The sequence below is a fragment of the Paenibacillus sp. Soil787 genome (assembly GCF_001429545.1).
GTDB lineage: Bacteria > Bacillota > Bacilli > Paenibacillales > NBRC-103111 > Paenibacillus_E.
In genome coordinates this window covers 74,896-96,698 of record NZ_LMSP01000008.1, presented here as the reverse complement: position 1 = coordinate 96,698, position 21,803 = coordinate 74,896, and the positions used below count along the sequence as shown (strand labels likewise).

The window sequence follows — 21,803 nt, the reverse complement described above, 5'->3', positions numbered from 1 at the left end:
GGTTCGGATTGAATTTCGGATGCAGAGAGAAGAACTAAAGGTGCGGCCTGCCTGTGATTGGGCCATGTGACGTGCTCCGTTATCGGAATGTTTAGCAGAAAGTTTGGTGCGAGGACAGGTAGATAGAAGTCTGTTGAAATACAGATAAACATCTGGTCAAATCCATGGATTATAGGTCGGCTAGAAAGCGAGACTCTGTGGAGTGATTTCGGCATATAAGCGGCTAATCTGAGGATCACGTGGAACGAGGAGCCGCTATTTCGGTGGTTATACCGTTGCAGGGCTCGTACGCGGAACGAGGGGGCGTTATTTTGGTTTTTGCATAAGCGAATACAAAAAGGACAGAGCGATTGGGATCGTCTGTCCTTGGTAGCATTGGGCTATTACCGAAAAAACTAGTGGTTCGGAATAAATTCACTATGAATTTCGATCAGTTTCTGGACGAATACCTCAAAACCATTTTTACTAGAAGAGAATTTGAAATCGGTTACACCAGTGTTGAAATCAATAACCGTTAAAGCCACACGATTGAGTGGATATTCTGGAATAGGCTCAGAGGCAAGAGAAATATTTTTGAACGGGTAAATGGACGTTTCACCGTAGAACCGAAGCACAGTTAAATGATCATCTCTTAACTCCAACGATATTTGTTGATCTGAATCAGTGAAACTCTTCAGTGTACTCATCATTTATCAATCCTCCTCTTGTCCTCTATTTTACTATCAAATGAAGAGATAAAGAAGCCCAAAACGAAATTTTTTCCTGGCTCCTCCCCTGTTTCAATGCACCATTTATCGGGTAAATGAACAATAGGGCTGAAAGCCGCTCTTACAAATGCTACGGAGGTGCAACGCATGACTACAACGATTTTACTATCCGAAAGATCAGGTCCTGTAAAGAAGCTGCGAGCTGAGGGGCATATTCCTGCTGTGGTGTATAGCTCACGTATGGATTCCGAACATGTCACTGTCCCGGAAAAAGAAATCCGCGCATCACTGAAACGCAATCCGCGCGCCATTCTGAATGTTACCCTGCCGTCCAAAACCAGACTGCCGGTAATCGTCCAGCAAATCCAAAAGGATAGCCTAACGGGTCAATTACTGCATATTGATTTTCTTCAAATTAATATGAAAAAACAGCTCGATACATCGATAGCCATCCATTTCACGGGGGAAGCTAGGGGCACCAAGGAAGGCGGTATTCTCCAAATAGAAACACATGAGGTCATGATCCGCTGTATGCCGAACAAGCTGCCAGAACATCTTGCCATTGATATTAGTATGCTAAGTATCGGCGAACATATGACTGTTGCTGATCTTGAAGTACCCAAGCATGTTGAAGTGTTAAGTGATCCTGAAACCATTCTGGTCACCATACTTGGCATGCAGAAGCTTGAAGCGGCGGTTGTACCAGCTGCAGAACAGGCGGAGGAAGCTGCCCCGTCTAATGCTTAAAGTGATTGCCACGCTGAAACAGGAATAATAAAACCGGCTCTTGACGCAGTTTATGCGGAAGAGTCGGTTTTTAGTTTTTTGCGCTATTTTCTAAAAGGCAATTCGATTTCCACCGTAGTACCCTCATTAATTTTGCTTTGAATTAACAATTTGCCTCCGTGCCCTTCGATTATCCGTTTACAAACCATAAGCCCTAAACCAGTGCCATTCACTTTAGTCGTATAAAACGGTTCTCCTAACTGGGATAACCTCTCTATAGAAATGCCTATACCCTGATCTTCGATGCGGATCACCACACCTTGCTGGATTGGATTTCGGATAGCGATTTTAATAATTCCCCCATTAGGCATCGACTCGATGGCATTCTTTAAAATATTAATTAAAACTTGTTTGATTTGATCCGGGTTACAATAAATGGCGGGTATGTCTGGATCCATATCTATATGTATTTGAACGTTGTAGAGATGGGCATGAGGTTGCAGAAAACCAACCACACTTTTGACAAGTCCTAGGGAAGTACTCTCCATATAACAATTCAGATGTGGCTTAGCTAGCGTCATGAATTCATTGACAACATAGTTAATATGCTCCAATTCTTCCAGCATGACATCCACGTAGTCTGCATTTTTCGCCTTTAATAATTTCACAAAACCTTTCAAGGAGGTTAATGGATTACGTATATCATGTGCGATCCCTGCTGCCAATTGACCGATGAGTGACAGTTTTTCTGATCTAATAAGGGCTTCTTCAGACTTTTTGCGCTCAGTGAGATCACGTATCACGGTCTGTACGATAGGATCCCCCATGTTTTTGTGGACATAAATGGATGATATTTCGGCATCAAATAGAGTTCCATCTATCTTTCGCAGCTTTATCTCCTTAAACTCCGTATAAGAATCAGACTGCATCACATACTGAAGCCGCTCCAAAATGAAATCCTTATCACATAAACAGAAAAAATCATAGACGGGTTTTCCCTTGAAGTCATCTGAGGAAACACCGCCGAACAGTGTACAACAGGCATCATTCACAAACTGGATGAAACCATCTTTATGCAGAGCAATGGGTTCTGGATTAAGCTTAATCAACCTTCTAAATTGCTTTTCTCTTTCTAAAAGCTCCTCATCGGCTCTTTTCTTTTCGCTGATGTCCCTTTCCACACCAATAAACCCAATAACAGCTCCTTCGTTATCTTTCATTGGGGAGACCGTCACATTCGCATAAAAGGTAGAACCATCTTTTCTTAATTTTAACGCTTCGAAATCCGAAATTTGCTGTCCATCTATTAAAGACTGATAGAGCCGAAGAGCATCTTCCTTATATTTATCAGGAGTCATCGGCAATACTTGCCCGATCACTTCATCTCTTGTCCAGCCATGTAATTCTTCAAACTTCTTATTCACCTCTAACACTTTTCCATTCACATCAACGATGACAATTCCATCTGAGGTTAAATTCATAAAGGAATCGATTAGATGTTCTTTCAATATCAAGTGTAAACATCCCCTTATTATCTACTTATACTCACATCTGTTTTTTTCTAGCTTCAATGGTTATAAAAATGTTTCCTAAATGTTTATTTATTTCAATTATTTCTATATCTTCTTGTCTCAGTAAGTGAATGGTATCTCTATTCAAATGACACCCATCACAAGCTCGTTTCCAGATCGGAGTCAGGAGATCTTGCAGCTTCCCCAATAGCCTATTTTCATGTCGAACATGCTCAAATAATAAAATGGTTCCAGTAGGCTTACATACTCTACTTATTTCTCTAATCGCTTCTACTGGGTTGGGTATCGTACATAAAACTAGTGTTCCAACCACCGTATCAAACGAATGATCTGCAAATGGCAATTGCTCAGCATAACCTTCCATGACATGGATAGGCGCTTTGGCTACGGAAGCCCGCTCAAGCGAGGTCTTCCTTAGAAGTGGATTCGGCTCAATTGCTGTTACAGACACATTCTTATAGAAGCTGAAATTAATCCCTGTTCCGCATCCGATTTCCAAGACTTCTCCTTTTGCTTTGTTAATTAACTCGGAGCGAATATTTATAAATCTTTTGGTCTCCAAGGGTTTCATAAGTCTATCATAATTATGAACGAACCAATTACTGCTGATAGATATCTACTCCTTCGTTTAAGCCCTCTCTAGTCATAGACAAAGATTGACAGAAAAAATTTTCAGTAATACTATAATAGAATTGAATAAATCATTCATTATTTATCCATAAAAAAGTATTCTATGACCATCACATAGCCTTGCCCATTAAAATAGACAAGTATGAGATTATGGTATAGCGGGAGGAGGCTAACAATGTCTGAGAATCACGAATATGCAGAAACTTTAAACGGCAGGAATCCCCTCCGTCTGCAATCCGACTGTGAGAATTGCTTCGGCTTGTGTTGTGTCGCACTGCCCTACGCGGCTTCGTCAGACTTCGCGATCGACAAAGATGCCGGCCAGCCTTGTCCGAACCTGCAAGCGGACTTCCGCTGCGGCGTTCACACTAACCTCAGACAGCTGGGCTTTCGAGGTTGTACGGTTTACGACTGCTTCGGCGCGGGGCAAAAGGTTTCCCATGGTACCTTCGGCGGACACGACTGGCGTCAAGTTCCAGGGTCCGCGAAGCAAATGTTCGAGGTGTTCCCGATCATGCGGCAACTCCATGAGCTGCTTTGGTATCTGAGTGAAGCGCTGACATTGCAGCCGGCCCGTCCTATCCACGGTGAACTCAGCACTGCACTCGACGATACAGAACGCCTCACTCACTTAAGTGCCGGATCTCTCATGGAACTGGACGTGGCAGCTCACCGATCCGATGTCAATGTTCTGCTTCTACGGACGAGCGAGTTGGTGCGAGCCGAATCCCTTCGCAAGCAGAAGAACCCCGCTGGGCGTAAGAAGACCTACGGTAGAGGAGCAGACCTCATCGGTGCCAACCTCAAAGGCGCCGACCTCAGAGGCGCTAACTTGAGAGGGGCCTGCCTTATTGCAGCTAACCTCAGAGGTGCCGACCTGAGAGTGGCTGACCTCATCGGGGCTGATTTCCGTGACGCTGATCTTAGCGGTGCTAACCTCACCGATAGTATCTTTCTCACCCAAGCCCAACTCAACGCGGCGAAGGGAGATGGCGACACCAAGTTACCACCGTCGCTCACTCGACCAATGCACTGGTCCACTTTCAGAGCATAGAACATTATATAATTAGGTCAGCCAGTTTTAACGGGTTGACCTTTTTTTATTTGGCCATCCAGTGCAACGTGGTACATGATAGTGCATTTCCATACTCTCCCTACACTATATCTATTTCGGTTTCATTTGTTGAAATACCTTTTTCAAAACTAATCTCCTGTTACTTCAATTATAATCAATTGCCCGCCGAGCAGCCTGATCAATTAGTTCACTCTTATATGCCGTTATGCTATAATTTCAGAAAAATAATCTAAAGGAGTACTGGATGACTACATTCATAGATAAAATTGCTTGGATATACGTTGTTGATGGTCAAATATTAGGCGCTCGTTCCAAAGGAAAAGACATCTATTATTTACCTGGCGGAAAAAGAGAACCCGATGAAACCGATATCGACACTCTTTTAAGAGAAATAGAAGAGGAATTATCCGTTCGAATAAAGCCAGAAACCGTCTTGTATTTTGGCACGTTCGAAGCTGGGGCGCATGGTAAATCGGAAGGTATGCAAGTAAAAATGACATGTTACACGGGGGATTTTGAAGGAGAGCTGAGATCAGCTTCTGAAATAGATGAGTTGGTCTGGTTAACCTATCATGACCGGGATCGTGTCTCTCCTGTTTGCCAAGTCATTTTTGATAAATTAAGTGAGATGAAGTTGCTTTCATAACTTGGCCCGCGCCGACAAAAGCTATCGAAAATACGGTTAGAGACTGGTTGGGATTGATTGACTCATCAGCAAAACTCAACCAATGAATAAACCTCTATCGTATCGAAACCGCTCAAAGTTGAGTGACCACATGAAAGAAGTACTACCTTGTAGGTTAGCTTCCGGTGGCGATCGATCTGACGACCTTGCGCACAATTTTTGTGCGCTAGCGCCCGGTGGCGGCCGATCCGACGACCTTGCGCACAATTTTTGTGCGCTAGCGCCCGGTGGCGGCCGATCCGACGACCTTGCGCACAATTTTCTGCGAGCCAAAGCTCGCCCACTAAGTCCGAGAAGTCAGAAATTGACTTCTCGGCTGACTATCCCGCGCGTCCATTACATCAATTTTTCAAAGGAAAAAGTTGATTGACTTTATTGATCTCGTCCAAGATAATACGCGTATAAGCAATATACATAAACTGGCAGGTGAATTATGAAGAAAAGCTTGGCACTGTTTTTTTTATTTTTATTTTTATTAATCCCCGGTTTGAATGCGTACTCAATTGAGAATGGCATTGGATTAATAAACGGTTCATTTGAATCTGTGGAATCAGATAAGCCAACCGCATGGACGCAAGATGCTTATCAGCAAGGCTCTGATGTGAGCAAATTTACGTTGGAAAGCGGTCAGGCACATGCAGGCAGCCACTTTTTGCGCATACATAATATTCAACCTAATGACGCCAGGTGGATACAGCGGGTACAAGTAAAATCCGGCGCCATCTATAAGCTCTCCAGTTGGGTTAGGGCTAGCGGTATCGGATCTGATAAGACTGGTGCTAACATTTCAGTACTTGGCGTAGGTTCCATGTCCCGGGACATCAAAGATACGAACGGGAAGTGGGAACTAGTCAATTTTTATGGAAAAACAGGTGCCAACCAGAAGGAGATTGTCGTTGCTGTGCGCCTCGGAGGGTATGGCAGTTTGAATACAGGCGCAGCTGATTTCGATGATTTTTCACTGGAGGAAGTGGCCGCTGTTCCAGCTGGGGTACAAGTCTTTTCCGTTTCTCCAGACGATCAGCCCAGTTCCGTTACTAACCATGCCAACCTGAGCTCTCATACAGGATTTTTCCTATTTACCCTATTATTTTCTCTCTTATTTCTAATTGTTTGTATTCGAATGGCAGCAAAAGCAAGTGACCACAATGGTAGACTTACAGAACCAAAAAACGTTGTTCCCACCTATATCGGACTGTTAATGTTTGCAGGCTTTGCCCTAAGAATTATTGGCGCCCCCCTCATTCAAGGGCATCCCATTGATTTTATTGATTTCAGCGCTTGGTCCGAGCATGCATTCTCGGCAGGCTTGTCCGGCTTTTACAATGATCAAATGTTTGTCGATTATCCCCCCGGCTACATCTACATCCTCTATGTGATCGGGGCGATTAAGCATATTTTCTCTCTCAATTATCAATCAGCGGCTGCCGTCATTTTGATCAAACTCCCTGCCATCATTGCCGATCTTCTCACTTCGTATCTGATTTATGGACTAGCCAAAAAACACATGAACCATCAAGTTTCCGCCCTATTTGCTTTCCTATACCTCATAAACCCCAGTGTCTACCTAAACTCTACGGTTTGGGGGCAGATTGATTCCGTCTATACACTTGTAGTTTTCTTAATGATTATTGCTCTTACCGATAAAAAAGTTCCAAAAGCAGCTGGGATATTGGCCTTAGCCTTCCTGATCAAACCACAAGCGATTATTTTCACCCCGCTGCTGCTGTATCCATTAATCAAACAAAAAAATGTGAAAACGTGGGTTTCTTCACTTGCCATGAGTGCAGTTGTTTTTGTCCTTGGCGTGCTTCCCTTCTCACTTCACAAACCATGGTATTGGATTCTGGATCTGTATAAAACCATGTTTCTAAGTTATCCTTACGCATCTTTGAATGCGGCTAACCTGTATACCCTATTCGGCTTCAACGGATCGCCAGCCTCAACGAAGTGGCTTTTTATGAGTATGAACACTTGGGGAAATATAATTGTAGTGGCTATTGTAGCTATTACCGCATTTTTGTTTTTCAAAAGTCGGGACACTTCGAGATTTTACTATTCTGCATTTCTCGTCTGTTTGCTAGTTTTCGTATTCAAAACCGGTATGCACGAGAGATATGGGTATCCTGTCATTCTGCTTTCACTGATTAGTTATTTAGGGATAAAAGATAAAAGAATCCTATATTTGTTCATTTCGCTAAGCTTCACCCAATTTGCTAACGTAGCTTATGTATTCAAATTAAGTTTGGACCAGCAATATTTCACGAATGGCCCTGATATTTTTATGAAGATAGTGTCCCTATGCCATGTGATTCTAGCTGTTTATGCCATTTATGTAGGATGGGATATTTACATCAGAAACAAGGTTCAGCACTTTAAGTCCAGAAAATCAGATCCGCAGGAGATCAAATTCCCTAAATCACTGTCCAAACAGAATGCGGCGCAAGCCGTAGCTCCAATGAAACTGCTCACCAACCTAACGAAAAAAGATAAAATTGCCATGACCGGTTTGACGCTGCTGTACGCCGCCATTGCTCTATACCAGCTCGGCTCATTCAGCGCTCCTCAAAAAGATTGGAAGCCAAAGCTAGCACAAGAAAGCTTCTACGTAGATTTCAACCACATCGAATCCGTCAATCGTGTCATGTGGTATGGCGGTATCGGAGATGGCCAATTTCAAATCGAACAGTCGAACGATACGATCCATTGGACACCCGTGACCACTATTACCTTGAATGGGGGCACCGTTTTTCAGTGGAAGCAGTCGTCTGTTTCTTTCTCAGCGCAATTTGCTAAGATTACCGTAGTTAAACCTGGTGCATCGCTGTATGAGCTTGCATTTATGAACGATCAGCAGAAGGAACCCATCCCTATTTTCAAACAGATCCCATTGAACATGGGCAATGATGCTTTGGCACAAGCACAAAACCTATTTAACGAACCCGACACCGTTCCACGCCAACCTTCGTTTATGAACAGCATGTATTTTGATGAAATCTATCACGCCAGAACAGCCTATGAGCATTTACACAGCATAGAGCCATACGAAACAACCCACCCGCCACTAGGAAAAGTGCTAATTTCCATGGGTATCGCCATATTTGGCATGAATCCGTTCGGATGGAGAATTGTGGGCACACTTTTTGGCATTGCCATGATTCCGCTTATGTATCTGTTCGCTAAAAAATTGTTCGGAAAAACCGAATACGGGTTTATTGCCGCTTTTTTACTGGCCTGCGATTTTATGCATTTTACTCAGACAAGGATTGCGACCATTGATGTATACGGTGTATTTTTCATTATGATGATGTACTACTTTATGTACAAATATTACGTACTCAGCCTCAGCCGAGCTCCACTCAAAACTGCATTGATCTCGCTTAGCTTATCCGGGTTATTTTTTGGTATCGGCGCTGCTTGTAAATGGATTGATCTTTACGCTGGAGTCGGTTTGGCCGTTATTCTAGGCTTAGTTTTATATGAAAAATATAAAGAATATCGACATACAACACTTATTCTAACAACACAAGCCAAACATAAATCGAACACATCGGCTATTCGTCAAACGCAAACTTTCGCTCACAGTTTTCGTCCTTTATTATGGAAAACAATCTGTACGGCATTCGCCATGTTCGCTCTTGTCCCGGTTGTCATTTACACGTTAAGTTATATTCCCTTTTTAAATGTTCCCGGACCAGGACACGACTTATCGGCTATACTCTCTTTCCAAAAATCTATGTACAACTACCACAGTCACCTTGTAGCTACCCATCCATTTGCCTCCTCATGGTGGGAGTGGCCCATTATTCGGAAACCGATTTGGTACTATGGGCAAGTTTCACTCGCCCCGGACCAAGTTTCCAGCATTGTCGCAATGGGAAATCCAGCCATTTGGTGGCCCGGTATCTTAGCCGTTTTTGCAGCTATCTATATTAGCCTGAAGACGAAAGATAAGTGGATGATCGTTGTCCTTATCGGACTAGCGGCAGAATATTTGCCATGGGTCGGCGTGCCTCGGCTCACCTTTATTTACCACTTTTTCGCAACCGTTCCTTTTATGATCCTATGTATCACTTACGTCATTAAATATGCCCATGAACATTTGAAGCTTCGAGCAAAATGGATCTATATGTATTTGGGCACAGTGCTTCTACTGTTTATCATGTTTTATCCGATATTATCTGGTGCTGTCATCAATAAAAACTACGTCAGCCATTTTCTAAAATGGTCTACGTCATGGACGTTTTTTTAGTTTAGAGAAAAAGGAAGGAGCTGCCCGTGAACTGCACCCCAATTGTTAGACTGTGTCTAACAATTGGGGTCACTTCACCGCGGCAGCCCCTTCCTTTTTTGTATTCAATGCACAATCTTTTTTAATAGATCTTCTACTTTTGCTTGCATGGATCGTATCGTTGTTTTCCTATATTGAATACCAAGCCGAAGTACCTTCAATTGCTGTCTTCGGGAAAGCCTGCGAAATCGGGGCTCCCTTTTCAGAAAAGTACGAATGATAGACCAGCTGTTAACTGCAATCCGATCCGGTGAGATTTCAGGTATATCATAAGGCAGTGGTCGTTTCCTGAAGCGATTAATCCATATTCCTACACTTGCAGAAATCTTACTTTCATCTACAAGACATACAGCAGAACTTTTTTTTGTATGCTTTTTGAGGAAATCGAAATGATGATGTCCGCCTAGGATGACGTAACCACCTTCTTTTCTGCTTTTACGCACAATCAACAGGTGCATTAGATCTTGCGCAACTTTTTTAAACTCCTTATTTCTTAGTGCGGTCTTAGCAGCGATGCTTTCAGGCTTAATCTTACTTAGAGGTATATATTGCACTGTATATTTCAACTGTACGCCTCCTCGTCACACCGTTGTTAAATATCATCTATTCTAAGTGTATTCCGTTAGTGCTGCAGTGTGAACTTCCGCACATTAATGTCGCTCACTTTCTCTAGGATCTTCTATCAATACTATTTCTGATAAGCTCTGTCAATCCGTTTTGTGACCGTAAATTTGCAAATCATGAATGGACCAATAATTCCCAGATCTGGATGTTTGGATGATCTTTACGTAACGTGTATTTTGTGGCTTCAAGTTGATTTCTAGTACGTTTGTGCCAACTCCCGATGCGACTGAAGATCCCCAATTGAAGCCATCATTAGATACGAATACCTCATACTTCCTTGGATAATCATTCGGCGAGTTCTCACTTCTCAGCACCATTTTGTTGATTGTGAACGAGTTCTTCATATCAATTTGATAAAATTGCCCGGCTGCTTGAGCTGTCCCTGTATCCCAGCGAGTATAGGGGCTGCCATCAATCGCACCTTGCGGTTTGCCAGAACTGCTGCTTACTTCCCACTCTGCTCGGTTCAGGGCAACTACATCAGCAGCAGTCGCCGTTGCCGCTGGTGAAATCTCTTTGGTACCTGATACTCTGACCTGATACATGTATGTGTTTCCAACCAACGTATCCGCATCGACAAAGCCTGTATCTGCCACTTGTTCAGCGATTACCTCATAGCCGCCTTCAGCCGTACCTATTTTCCGTAAAACATCGTAACTATGTGCTCCTTCCGATTCCTTCCAGCTAAGCTCAATCGCGTGATTCTCTATAGACTTTGCCTGAATCCACGAAGGTGCAATCGGTTTTACCCGATCTGTCAGCGTCAGGATATACTGGACAGCTTCACCTGGAAGCAGCGTTTCCTTGACTTCAAGCTCAGGGGCTGCTTGCAGTCCTGTCAAATACGTACGGGCTGATGCATAGGTATCACCCGCCCCGAATCGTTCTCCCTCGTACAAACCAGCTTCAGGCATAGTTACTTTGGCGTGTATCGTTTGCGTACTCGTCCCAAAATTTACGAAGTTCAGCAGAATTTTATTCGACTTCGCTCCTGATCCGGGCAGTGCAGGCAATGTCGACGTATCCACGCCGCGAAAATAAACAAGTTTATCAGCCAACTCAGACTTATTGGTTAGCTCATACACTAGCGGTTTCCCATGCGTGGCATAGGCAAGATTCAACCTGCGCATAATCCCAACTCGTGTATCTTGGTCCACCACGTTCTTATGAATCTTCATTTGCGCTGGGTTTTGATTATTCAAATCAATCCCCGACTCAAACAAAGCATATTGCGGATAAAACGCTGCATGCTGCATAAACATATCAGCATAACCGATATGAGCCCTCATGATGCGATCGAAGACCGCCGAATGGGGCTGCGCAGCACCAAATTCTTTAGGATCCGTATGACTATCCGAAGTTCCATACTCCGTATTCAACATTTGCTTCTTGAGGCCATCCTCTGACCCTCCGAAGGTTTGCAGATTTTCTAAGAAGCTTCCGTCCTTATTATCGGTATACGAATTCCCGTAAGCATGCCCATTCGTTAGATCTGTCAACTCTTCTAGCTCCATTCGCTGCTCCTTATCGTCTTCCCACCCGTCGGGATCTCCACATTTAAACGTGCCAGAAGAAGATTGATTTCTACATGATCTAATGTTGTACTTTGGTGCATATGCCCAGCCGGGGGCCACTGTTTTCACATGAGGAGCAAGCTCAGGAAGATGGGTTTTTAACCACTTCGCAATGGCTAGATTCACCCCTTTGGAGCGATTGAACAAGCCTGGCTCATTATCAATCTCATAGTATTGAAACATGGACCCATACTGCTTCACATAATCCAATAATTTATTCTCTGCATCTGCTGGCAGTGTGCCATCCTCTTTTAGCTTAATATTTCCTGTATGCAAATGAAGAGCTACTGCCTGGGTATTGTAATCGCGCAGGGTTTCGTAATAAGACTTGATCGATGAGCACCCCATCTTCACATCAGTCGCACAATCTACCCTCATCACATTGCCGCTGTAGGCGATTCCTAACCATTTCAATACATAAGGAAGGTGCTTGACTGCTCCCTGATCATAGTAGAATGACAGATTGCTTACCTTCGTACCGGATTCCACATATCTCCCATGAATTGGTTCTACGGCAGGAGAAGACAGTGCATCAAGGGCTAGGTAATCCCATTTCCACCAGAGAAATTTATTCTCATCTGCGGAACAATACAAACAACCTACGGTTGACAGCTTCAATTCGTTCGTTCCCAGCTGCAGCTGCTCCTTAGGAATATAAAGCTCATATAATTTCTTATATGGGTATGAGCTTGTTGTCCCCCCGACTCCAGCAATCTGGATAATGCCAGAAAGCATCTTGTTGGAGAAAACCGCCATCTGTGGAACTGCTTTATGAGCATCCAGAATTCGAACTCGGAAATGAACACCATATTCGGGTATTTCAGTGAGCGGGAAGTTGATTGCAAAGGCAGGATTCAAGGATTTATTAAGACCCTGAGGCACCTTGTCCCAAGCATCCGTCTGCTTCAAGTCGGTTGTTATGGTGTAGCTGCTCTGTCCTGTGCTTTCTTTACCAAATTCCAAATAGGAATCGTTCTGATTGCCCAACATCCATATTTGATTACCAATCTGATTGGACACTGTCATCACTTTTGCCAAATCTGTTTTTGCCGATGCACCGTAGTTATTCGAAGCCGAGGTCAGGATTAGTAAGATCAACAAGGCAGTTGGTACAATCACATATCTCATCATGTTAGATACCTCTCAACCATAATGGAAGTAATAGGACACTCGCGGGAATAATTTCTTTCACTTGGGACGGGCTCGTCCACATGACTTTAGCAACAGCACCATTCGTATTATCATAATATTCGACCTTGAAATCAACAGGCACGTCAGCGGTTAATGCAATGGTTCCGGATCGTTCCACCCAGCTTTGATTAAACCAACTATCAATAACCAACACGCCATTCACCCAAACTCGGATGCCATCGTCACTCAAGGTAGAAATCTTATAGGTTTCCGTATATTTGGGCTTAAGTTTACCCGTCCATCTCACGGAAAACGTATCTGCTTGCATAGAAGGAAAGGGAGCCGTCGTGGTCCAATTGAAATCAATCTTGGCATCCATCCTCGTTTCCTTCAGCGCGGTCAAATCCTTGTTATCGTAATATTCTGCTCGCAACCCGTATCTCTCATCCTGTAAGACAGGTTGTGAGACAGGAGCTTTAATAGGTTGAAGAGACTCTCTTGTCAGCGATTTTGAATTCGTATAGAAGGATTCGATTTCTTGTAGGTTATTATTTTCGGTCAGCATTTTGCCCCATGTCATCAGATAAGCCCATTTGGGCTGCTCATTCAAAATAGTGCTGCTAGGCAGCTCACCATTTTCTCCCACGGCTACAGGCTTACCATTCGCCAATTCAACAATTTTCGCATAATAATCCGGATGGTAATCATTGTCATAGATATCAACGGCGAGAACATCCACCTTATTTTCTCCAGGATAAGTGGCTGTATACGAGTCGGACCATGCATTCGGTGCATTCGGGCTCCAAACCCAAAGCAAATTATTCAACTTATGCACAAGAACGAAGCGGTCGTACATGATATTCCAAAGTGCAGGGAAGTTGCTCTTCTTGCCCCACCAGAACCAATTCCCATTCATTTCATGATACGGGCGCCATAGGACAGGAACACCTGCATCCCTAAGTTTCCCCAAGTACACAGCTGCTTTATCGAGATCTGCAAGCAATTGCGTGTACTGGGGTGTACCTGGCGTAACGTACTTATCAAAATCGGCTTGGTTCATTTCCTTCTTTACATTCGACCAGCAAAGGCACGTTCCGGGAATACTTTCATGAAATGATATCGTTACCAGTCCGCCAGCCTTGTTCCATGCTATCGCACTATTAACCACCTTTTGTCTTTGATCTGCTAATTGACTTTCCGATTGATCCATAATAGCACCGAATTCATAACCGTGAAGACCCGGATATTTACCTGTCATGCCTTTGACTTGATTCGTCCATTCATCCGGGCTTTCTAGGTAATCATGCTGCCCGCTAATGATGCTTACACCCGAAATGGCATACAAATGCTGCAGTACTGCCTTAGCCTCGTACGTTGCTTGTGAGTTGATAGGAACAACTGACGCATTCGTTACGTTCGGGTGAAGCAAGAAATTCGGTGCTAGCAAAGAGAGTAGAAACAATAAGGAAACCACCTTCTTACGCACACCCGCCTTTCCAAAAAAATCGATCATCATCTTTCCTCCAGTATCGTAGATTGACACAATGAACCCCGATTTACGCTTCTAACACACGTGTTCATCCTGCTTAATCTACCATACAGGTCATATATTAGATTTGTATAAGCATTATATAAATGTTTTGAAAGTTTTTCCAATTTCAGTTATGCTTTCAAACAAGGAATCGCCTTCCATTCGCCAAAGTCGAATAGAAGGCGGTTCGTTGTTTCAAAACAAATCTTAAATAAATTGGTGAAGAGGGATATCCTTCCATGCCATACAAATACGAACCGTGTCTTCTTCTACTAATTCAGATCCGCTCTGGACCTCGATAAATTCAACATCCGTGATAGCTCGAATGCTGTGCCGGGTTCCATCTGGTATTCGAACGACATCACCTGGCTTCACTTGATAGAGCTTGTCATTAATGACAATATCCGCAACGCCGCTTACGATCGTCCACACTTCACTGCGTTTATAATGCAGCTGATAGCTTATATTTTTACCTGCATGAACGAGAATCCGTTTGGTCAGCACCTCGTTATCTTCGGCATATTTGACGTAGTCAATCACGCGATAACGTCCCCACCTGCGCTCCTCGTACATCGGACGGTGTTCAATTTTATTCATAACTTCCTTAATGCGTGGACTTTCCGACTTGTTCGTTACTAGAATCCCATCAGGGCTGACAGCAATGACAGCGTCCTTAATTCCAATCACCGTAACAGGAATGTCCAGCTCATTAATCAAATGGGTATTCTCGGAATCCTCGGTCACAATGCCCGTTCCGATCTGGGAGCGACTCATTTCCTCAGTCAATGTATTCCAGGTGCCAAGATCTTTCCAATAGCCGTCGTAAGGGACGACAACACAGCTGGCTTCCTTCTCTACAACTTCGTAGTCAAAACTAATTTTCGTTAATCTATGATAGTTTTTAAGTATTTCTTCATACTGAATCGGGATGCCCTTCTCCACCATGACCTCAATGAGATAGCCTAGTCGGAAAGCGAAGACACCGCAGTTCCAAAGCGCCTTCTGTTCAATCAAGGCAGCTGCTTGTTCACGATTCGGCTTTTCAGCAAAATGGTTAACGTGAAGTGCTTCTGACCGTTCACTGCGTTTGTCAGAGGGAACGATATACCCGTATTTCTCAGACGGTACCGTTGGAACAACACCCATTAGTGCTAAATTCGCATCCGTTTCGTGCAGAACATACTCTAGCTGTTTGATTTTCTGAAAGAAAGCCTCATCGACATAAGGATCTACGGGTAATATCGTAATCACAGTGTTCAGGGGCAAACTTTCGACATCATACATATAAGCAGCAGCAAGCGCGATTGCAGGGAAGGTATCTCTTCTCTCTGGCTCGACGATAAGCGGGGCATCGCCACCCAATTGACTAATGATCATCTCTACCTGAGAGCGGTTCGTCGCTAAGTAAGCATCATCGCCGAGGCCCGTATTCTGCAGTTGTCTCCATACGCGTTGAACCATGGATTCGCTTCTGCCTTCAGCATCTTCAAGTACCCTTAAGAATTGCTTAGATCTGGAATCATTGGACAATGGCCACAGTCGTTTACCCGACCCGCCGGAAAGAAGAACCAATTTCATGAATACCACACTCCACTCGGTTTATTTGACTTTTATCTAGCCAACGCTTTGGGACGGGATGCCCCGATCAAGTCAGGTCTTCCTACGGAATAATATTTGAGTCCAGTTCCCTGAACCTGCTCTTTGCTAAACACATTGCGACCATCAATAAGAATCGGCTGCTCCATAACGAAAATGAGCTGTGACAAAGGAACTGATTTGAATTCTTCCCAATCCGTAAGTAAACATATGGCGTCGGACCCCGTGGCTGCCTCAAGGGCATTCTCACACCACTGAATCGCCGGATGGTCGATGCGTTCTCTAAATTTCTCCATCGCTATGGGATCATACAGCTTCAGCTGCGCTCCCGCACGAATCAGGGTTTCTACGATTTCGATGGAAGGTGCATAACGAATGTCATCCGTGTTCGGTTTAAAAGACAATCCCCAGATACCAACGGATTTGCCGTTTAGCAGTCCGAGGGACTCCTCCAGCTTGGAAATCACCTTATACCGCTGCGATTTATTCACCTCGACAACCGACTTTAGCAATTGAAACTCATAGTCGACATTACCGGCAATTTGAATCAACGCGTCTGTATCCTTGGGAAAACAAGAACCCCCGTAGCCGATACCCGCACTCAGGAAGGAAGAGCCAATTCGCTTATCTTGCCCCATTCCTTTGGCAACCTCGGTGACATCAGCGCCAACTTTCTCGCAAATATTCGATATTTCATTAATGAAGGAAATTTTGGTCGCTAGAAAAGCATTCGAAGCATATTTGATCATCTCCGCGCTGCGAATACTTGTAACGAAGATTTGATCGGTAAATGAACGGTGCAGCTCCGTGAGAGGTGCGGCTAAGCTTGGATTTTCAATCCCGAGCACAATCCGATCCGGATGAAGGGTATCGTCGATCGCCGAGCCTTCCCGCAGAAACTCTGGAATCGATACGACGTCGAAAGACTGCATCGTATTCATGGCAATAATCATTTGAATATGTTCGTTCGTACCCACAGGAACCGTGCTTTTCGTTGCAATGATTTTATAGCTATTCATTGCTTTCCCGATTTCCACAGCCGCCTGCTCGATATAGGCCAGATTAGCCTCTCCATTTGGTAAAGAAGGTGTGCCTACCGCAATGATAATAAGGTCGGATTGACTGATGGCTTGTGCCAAATCAGAGGTAAAGGCCAACCGACCGGCATTCAGATTCTTTTCCATCAGCTGCTCAATACCTGGTTCATAGATCGGAGAAATCAGGTTTTGCAGCTTTTCAATTTTCTGTTCATCATGATCCACACAGATGACGTTATTGCCCACTTCTGCGAAGCAGACCCCGGAAACTAACCCCACATACCCCGTCCCGATTACTGCAATATCCATATGATCAATGCCCCTCTCTGAATTGTTGGTAGGCTTTACCCATGTAGTCCTTTAGCTTATCCATGAATGTTTTCTCATCAAATTTCTGCGCGTGCTTCACGATTTGCCTTACATCCCATGCATGGTTTTCCACTTCCTGAATCGCAAGCAGCAGATCTTCTACCTCTTGCCGTTTGAAAAACACACCATTCACATGAGACACTATCGTGTCTAATGCACCTCCTGCTTGATAGGCGACAACGGGTCTTCCGGCAGCATTCGCTTCAAGCGGTGTAATGCCGAAATCCTCCTCACCAGGAAAGATTAACGCTCGACACTGCGCCATCATTTGGGTAACCGAACCGTCATCCAACCTTCCCAAGAAACGGATATTCCCTTTGGCCATTGACTTAAGCCTCGCCATATCGGGTCCTTCTCCAACAATGTACAAAGGCAGTCCATTTTGATTAAAAGCCTCTACCGCCAGATCAATTCGCTTGTACGAAACAAGTCTCGACACAATCAAATAATAATCCTCAATGGAAGTTGAGCTATGGAAGCGCGACGTATTAATCGGTGGAAAAATAACATCGGAATCGCGTTGGTAATAATTACGAATGCGATTTTTTACGACGGAGGAATTAGCGATAAACTGATTCACGTTAGCCGACGTTTTTTGATCCCATTGCTTAAGCCTATCGATATAGATCTTCAAAAGCCGCTTCATCACGCTTGAATTGGATTGTCGCTCCATATAGGTGTCATAATCCCAAGCGAATCGCATCGGGGTATGGCAGTAACAGAGATGAAACGTTTCCTTCGGAACCTGAATACTTTTCATGAAAGCGCTGCTTGAGCTAAGCACGATATCGAATTCTCGGAAATCAAAATCCTTAATCGCAAATGGATATAGGGGGAGCATTTCTTTAAAATGGCTTTTCCCTCCTGGCATTTTTTGCAACCAGGTAGCTCGAATATCCGCATCTCTTAGCTCATCGAGCAGCCGATTATTGCTAAACATGGTCGTATAGATGGGAGCACTCGGGTACATTTGGTGAAAGACCTCAACCACTCTTTCTGCCCCGCCCATTTGAACCAAATAATCATGCGCGATTGCTATTTTCATTTGATCCATCCTTTTTTTACTAGTAGGTTAATTACGAGTTAGCAATTAAACCTGCATAGTAATGAGTGATTTGGGTAACGGTTCGTTCGATGACAAAGTGTTGTTCCACGCGTTTTATGCCATTCTCGCCCATTCTGCGCCTCTCCTCTGGATGCTCCAGCAGGTAGTGTATGGAATCGGCAAGCAACTTGGGGTCACCGGGTGTGATGAGAAGTCCCGTTTCGCCATTCACTACCGTTTCAGTCGGACCGCCTTCATTAGAAGCAATCACAGGTAATCCAGCCGCCATACCTTCTACAATGACCTGACCAAATGGCTCCGGTGTGATGGAAGTATGCACCAGAAGGTCCGCTTGCTGCATTAAGGTTTGAATGTCATCTACATGTCCCAATAAAGTGACATTGTACAGCTTGTCATCTGCCATTTGCTGAAGCAGTTGCTGCTTGTAAGCATCTTCCCCGAACAAGGCATCCCCGGCTAACCAGAACTGAACCTGCTGATCGGGTAGAAACGACTTGGCTGCTTCGAGTAAAATATGTTGGCCTTTCCACTCCGCTAGCCTTCCAACCAGCAAAACAACGTAGGGCTTCATCCATTTTTTATCTATTTTTTTCTCTACAGCAGTTCCTGCATTCTTCGTTTTTGCGAAAGCCGAGTACACCACTAACGTTTTTTTCGTCTTCGGCAAATGCAGAGCATTCAAGGTTGAATTTGAATTCGCAATGACGCCGTTAGGCAGCAAGCGGGACATCCATCGTATCGCCTGAGCGACGATCGGTTTCAAGTACGGAACTCCGATATGGTCCCGAATATGCCAGATGAGAGGTATACCTGCCAATTTAGCAGCTACGGCTCCATAAAAAGCAGATTTCAACGAATTGGTATGCACACAGACGACTTGTTCTGCTTTCAATAATTTGGAGAGCCTCTTTCCATAGGTGAGAAGCTCAAAAGCAGCTGATACAGCTTGCAAATTTACGGTATTCCGGTTGCGATTGCGTACCTTATCGCTTAAAGCCAAGACGCGAACGTCGATACCTTTGTCTCTTAACCGATCTACGAGATCACCCTCCTCGGCCACGATGACTAGTGGGTCTACTTCATTACCGAGATGGGTAATAATGTTATACAGTGCGACTTCTCCCCCGCTCCATCTAGCGGTATGATCCAAATAAGCTACCCTCATCCTGTTCACGTCCTCCTTTCTTCCCAGCGGTTTCCTGACGACTGCCGCCGTGAGCAATCAAATGTTGATCGATGACGTGATTAAATACAGTATCTACCTGTTGGGATACGCGATCCCAGGTGTAATTCTCCAACACATGGCTTCTGCATTGCTCTGCAGTTGGCCACATTTCACGGTGCCGCAATAAGCGAATTAAACCTGAAGCCATATCTTCGCTGTTTTTACCTGCAAAGAGCATATCTGGTCGGTATTTCTGAAGAATTTCACGGTTGCCTCCAATTGGAGTCGCAATGACTGGAACCCCGGCTGCCATTGCTTCTACGGTAATTAATCCGAAGCCTTCCAACGCTTGGGAAGGTACAACGAACAGATCAGCGGCCTGATAATAGTCAGCAAGCTCATGATCAGGGATGTAGCCAAGCAATCGGACGCGGGACTGGAGTCCATATTCAGCAATTCGGCTTTCCAGCTCTCCGTGCAGCGGCCCTTTGCCCCCAATAAAGAGGACAGCATCCGGAACCGTTCTCGCCACCTCTTTCCAAGCTTCCAGTAATTGAAGAAGTCCCATTCGGTTGACCAATCTTCTTAAGGTCAACACCGCTGTCGTCCCTTCCTCCAGCTGCAATTTCCTTCTTATCGCTATGCGATCCGCAGCCGGCTTGAACCGGGCAACATCAGCTCCGCCTGGAATGATGTGAATCTTTGAAAGCGGGACACCGTATTGGTGATGAAGAATATCGCGGAAGGTTTCACTTAACACAATGAAGGCATCCGCCAGCCGATAAGCTTTCATCTCCCAGCTCTTAGCGATCATTGTTTTGATTCGATGCTTAAGTCCCTTGCCTTCGAGCCTGATTTCCTCACTCCAAGGACCATGAAACGTCATTACCACAGGAATATTTCGCGCTTTGGCCTCCATGGCAACTCCAATACTATAGGGAGCAAAGTGGGAATAAACGATGTCGATGTCCTGCCCATTCATCATCTCTGCAGCGTGCTTCCGAAAGGCATCTCGTCTTTTACTTAACTTCAAATCAGTGGCGGCTACATTCGTGACGCGGATGTCGTCTTGAACGACCGGTTTATTCGAACTGCATACCAGCGCCTCCAGCTCATGACGGGTAGCTAAGCTTTCGCAAATATGTTTGAAATAGGTGTTTAGTCCTCCAGGCTGTGCAGATGGCCAACCCATTCCTGTGCACAGGATCCGCAAACTATTGCAGTGTAGCATAAGCTTTCCCCTCCTTTATTGGCTCTTCCTGGGACTGTTTCACTCTTTTTCGAGCAAGCCCAAGCTCATACTGTTTCATACATACTAGGAATTCGTATATTCCCCAGAAGAGGGATACCGCAAGTCCTGGAATACCTTTCTTATACAAGCCATGAACGATATATTTCTGTACAAATCGCAAGGGAGGACGGACGATCATTCGCAGCAGGCTAAATCGTTTCCCAGCAGCAACAGCGCCTTCCGCTTCCAGATCGGTATACTTATTAAACCGCTCCATGTGATCATGAATGCTGCGGAAACCATAATGCCATAGAACACCTGACACATATGTGATATTCTCACTTGCGACATCCGGTATTTCATGCACAAGACTTTCCCGGTACTGAATTTCGGTACGGTTATATAGACGGACAAGCTTCTCGCCCTTGCCCATCCAGCGTCCTAGAAAGTCACCAATACGCAAGACAGCATAAGCTTTGCTCGGATCAGATAAGTTACTTTTCAACTTCTGAATCGAATCTGCAAGAGGTTCACTAACAACCTCATCGGTATCAATAACGAAAATCCAATCATAGGCAGCTTGATCACTGCCATAAATACGCTGCTTTGCATAACCAGGCCAAGCGTTCACATATACCTTGCAGCCCAACTGCTCAGATACACGGACAGTTCCGTCCTCGCTCCCGCCGTCAATGACAACAATTTCGTCTGCAAAAGGCTTGCAGGAGGCAATCGCACTCGCTATTCTCGTTTCATCGTCTTGTGCAATGATGACAACAGAAATCCGATTCTCTCCCACAGCGTCACTATAGTGACTCATTTCGTTCGCCCCT

16 protein-coding genes are annotated in these 21,803 nt (G+C 44.5%); 4 read left to right on the top strand and 12 right to left on the bottom strand.

Translation table 11 applies throughout. The features are described 5' to 3' along the window. Positions 1 to 395 precede the first annotated feature (395 nt). On the bottom strand, positions 396 to 689 hold the full coding sequence (locus tag ASG93_RS10510) for a hypothetical protein (protein ID WP_056831615.1): 294 nt from the start codon (positions 687 to 689) through the stop codon (positions 396 to 398). 165 nt (positions 690 to 854) lie between these two features. Between ASG93_RS10510 and ASG93_RS10505 the strand changes: the two genes are divergently transcribed. Then, positions 855 to 1,454, top strand: coding sequence for a 50S ribosomal protein L25 (locus tag ASG93_RS10505; protein ID WP_056831613.1), 600 nt, complete (start codon positions 855 to 857; stop codon positions 1,452 to 1,454). Positions 1,455 to 1,537: 83 nt separating this feature from the next. On the opposite strand, the gene ASG93_RS10500 is transcribed toward ASG93_RS10505, so the two are convergent. After that, positions 1,538 to 2,914 carry a PAS domain-containing sensor histidine kinase gene (locus ASG93_RS10500; RefSeq protein WP_235550814.1) on the bottom strand — a complete coding sequence of 459 codons (1,377 nt, stop codon included), beginning with the start codon at positions 2,912 to 2,914 and terminating at the stop codon, positions 1,538 to 1,540. A gap of 64 nt (positions 2,915 to 2,978) precedes the next feature. Beyond that, positions 2,979 to 3,536, bottom strand: a complete 558-nt coding sequence (locus ASG93_RS10495; RefSeq protein WP_056831609.1) for a class I SAM-dependent methyltransferase — start codon at positions 3,534 to 3,536, stop codon at positions 2,979 to 2,981. Positions 3,537 to 3,770: 234 nt separating this feature from the next. On the opposite strand from ASG93_RS10495, the gene ASG93_RS10490 reads away from it, so the two are divergent. The 3 genes from ASG93_RS10490 (at position 3,771) to ASG93_RS34050 (ending at position 9,607) form a co-directional block, all read left to right on the top strand. Next, positions 3,771 to 4,649: a pentapeptide repeat-containing protein gene (locus ASG93_RS10490; RefSeq protein ID WP_056831607.1), complete on the top strand. Its 879-nt coding sequence runs from the start codon at positions 3,771 to 3,773 to the stop codon at positions 4,647 to 4,649. Positions 4,650 to 4,914: 265 nt separating this feature from the next. After that, positions 4,915 to 5,316, top strand: coding sequence for an NUDIX hydrolase (locus ASG93_RS10485; protein ID WP_056831605.1), 402 nt, complete (start codon positions 4,915 to 4,917; stop codon positions 5,314 to 5,316). A gap of 472 nt (positions 5,317 to 5,788) precedes the next feature. Then, positions 5,789 to 9,607 carry a glycosyltransferase family 39 protein gene (locus tag ASG93_RS34050; protein WP_056831603.1) on the top strand — a complete coding sequence of 1,273 codons (3,819 nt, stop codon included), beginning with the start codon at positions 5,789 to 5,791 and terminating at the stop codon, positions 9,605 to 9,607. A 104-nt stretch (positions 9,608 to 9,711) separates the two neighbouring features. On the opposite strand, the gene ASG93_RS10475 is transcribed toward ASG93_RS34050, so the two are convergent. The 9 genes from ASG93_RS10475 to ASG93_RS10435 form a co-directional block, all read right to left on the bottom strand. Next, positions 9,712 to 10,212 (bottom strand): hypothetical protein, encoded by a 501-nt coding sequence (locus ASG93_RS10475; RefSeq protein ID WP_056831601.1) that lies wholly within the window; start codon positions 10,210 to 10,212, stop codon positions 9,712 to 9,714. Positions 10,213 to 10,353: 141 nt separating this feature from the next. Beyond that, a complete protein-coding gene (locus ASG93_RS10470; protein ID WP_056831600.1) occupies positions 10,354 to 12,975 on the bottom strand; it encodes a discoidin domain-containing protein in 2,622 nt (873 codons plus the stop codon). Position 12,976: 1 nt separating this feature from the next. Then, on the bottom strand, positions 12,977 to 14,491 hold the full coding sequence (locus ASG93_RS10465) for a glycosyl hydrolase (RefSeq protein ID WP_056831598.1): 1,515 nt from the start codon (positions 14,489 to 14,491) through the stop codon (positions 12,977 to 12,979). A gap of 222 nt (positions 14,492 to 14,713) precedes the next feature. Next, entirely contained in the window at positions 14,714 to 16,084 is a 1,371-nt protein-coding gene (locus ASG93_RS10460) for a sugar phosphate nucleotidyltransferase (protein ID WP_056831596.1), read from the bottom strand. 32 nt (positions 16,085 to 16,116) lie between these two features. Continuing rightward, a complete protein-coding gene (locus ASG93_RS10455; protein ID WP_056831594.1) occupies positions 16,117 to 17,448 on the bottom strand; it encodes a UDP-glucose dehydrogenase family protein in 1,332 nt (443 codons plus the stop codon). Positions 17,449 to 17,452: 4 nt separating this feature from the next. Continuing rightward, positions 17,453 to 18,553: a glycosyltransferase gene (locus tag ASG93_RS10450; RefSeq protein ID WP_056831591.1), complete on the bottom strand. Its 1,101-nt coding sequence runs from the start codon at positions 18,551 to 18,553 to the stop codon at positions 17,453 to 17,455. Between the two features lie 31 nt (positions 18,554 to 18,584). After that, entirely contained in the window at positions 18,585 to 19,739 is a 1,155-nt protein-coding gene (locus ASG93_RS10445; RefSeq protein ID WP_056831589.1) for a glycosyltransferase family 4 protein, read from the bottom strand. Further along, positions 19,708 to 20,970, bottom strand: coding sequence for a glycosyltransferase family 4 protein (locus ASG93_RS10440; protein ID WP_063891842.1), 1,263 nt, complete (start codon positions 20,968 to 20,970; stop codon positions 19,708 to 19,710). The genes ASG93_RS10445 and ASG93_RS10440 overlap by 32 nt, the downstream gene beginning before the upstream one ends. Further along, entirely contained in the window at positions 20,954 to 21,790 is an 837-nt protein-coding gene (locus tag ASG93_RS10435) for a glycosyltransferase family 2 protein (RefSeq protein WP_056831587.1), read from the bottom strand. Before ASG93_RS10435 ends, ASG93_RS10440 begins: the two co-directional genes overlap by 17 nt. Positions 21,791 to 21,803 lie beyond the last annotated feature (13 nt).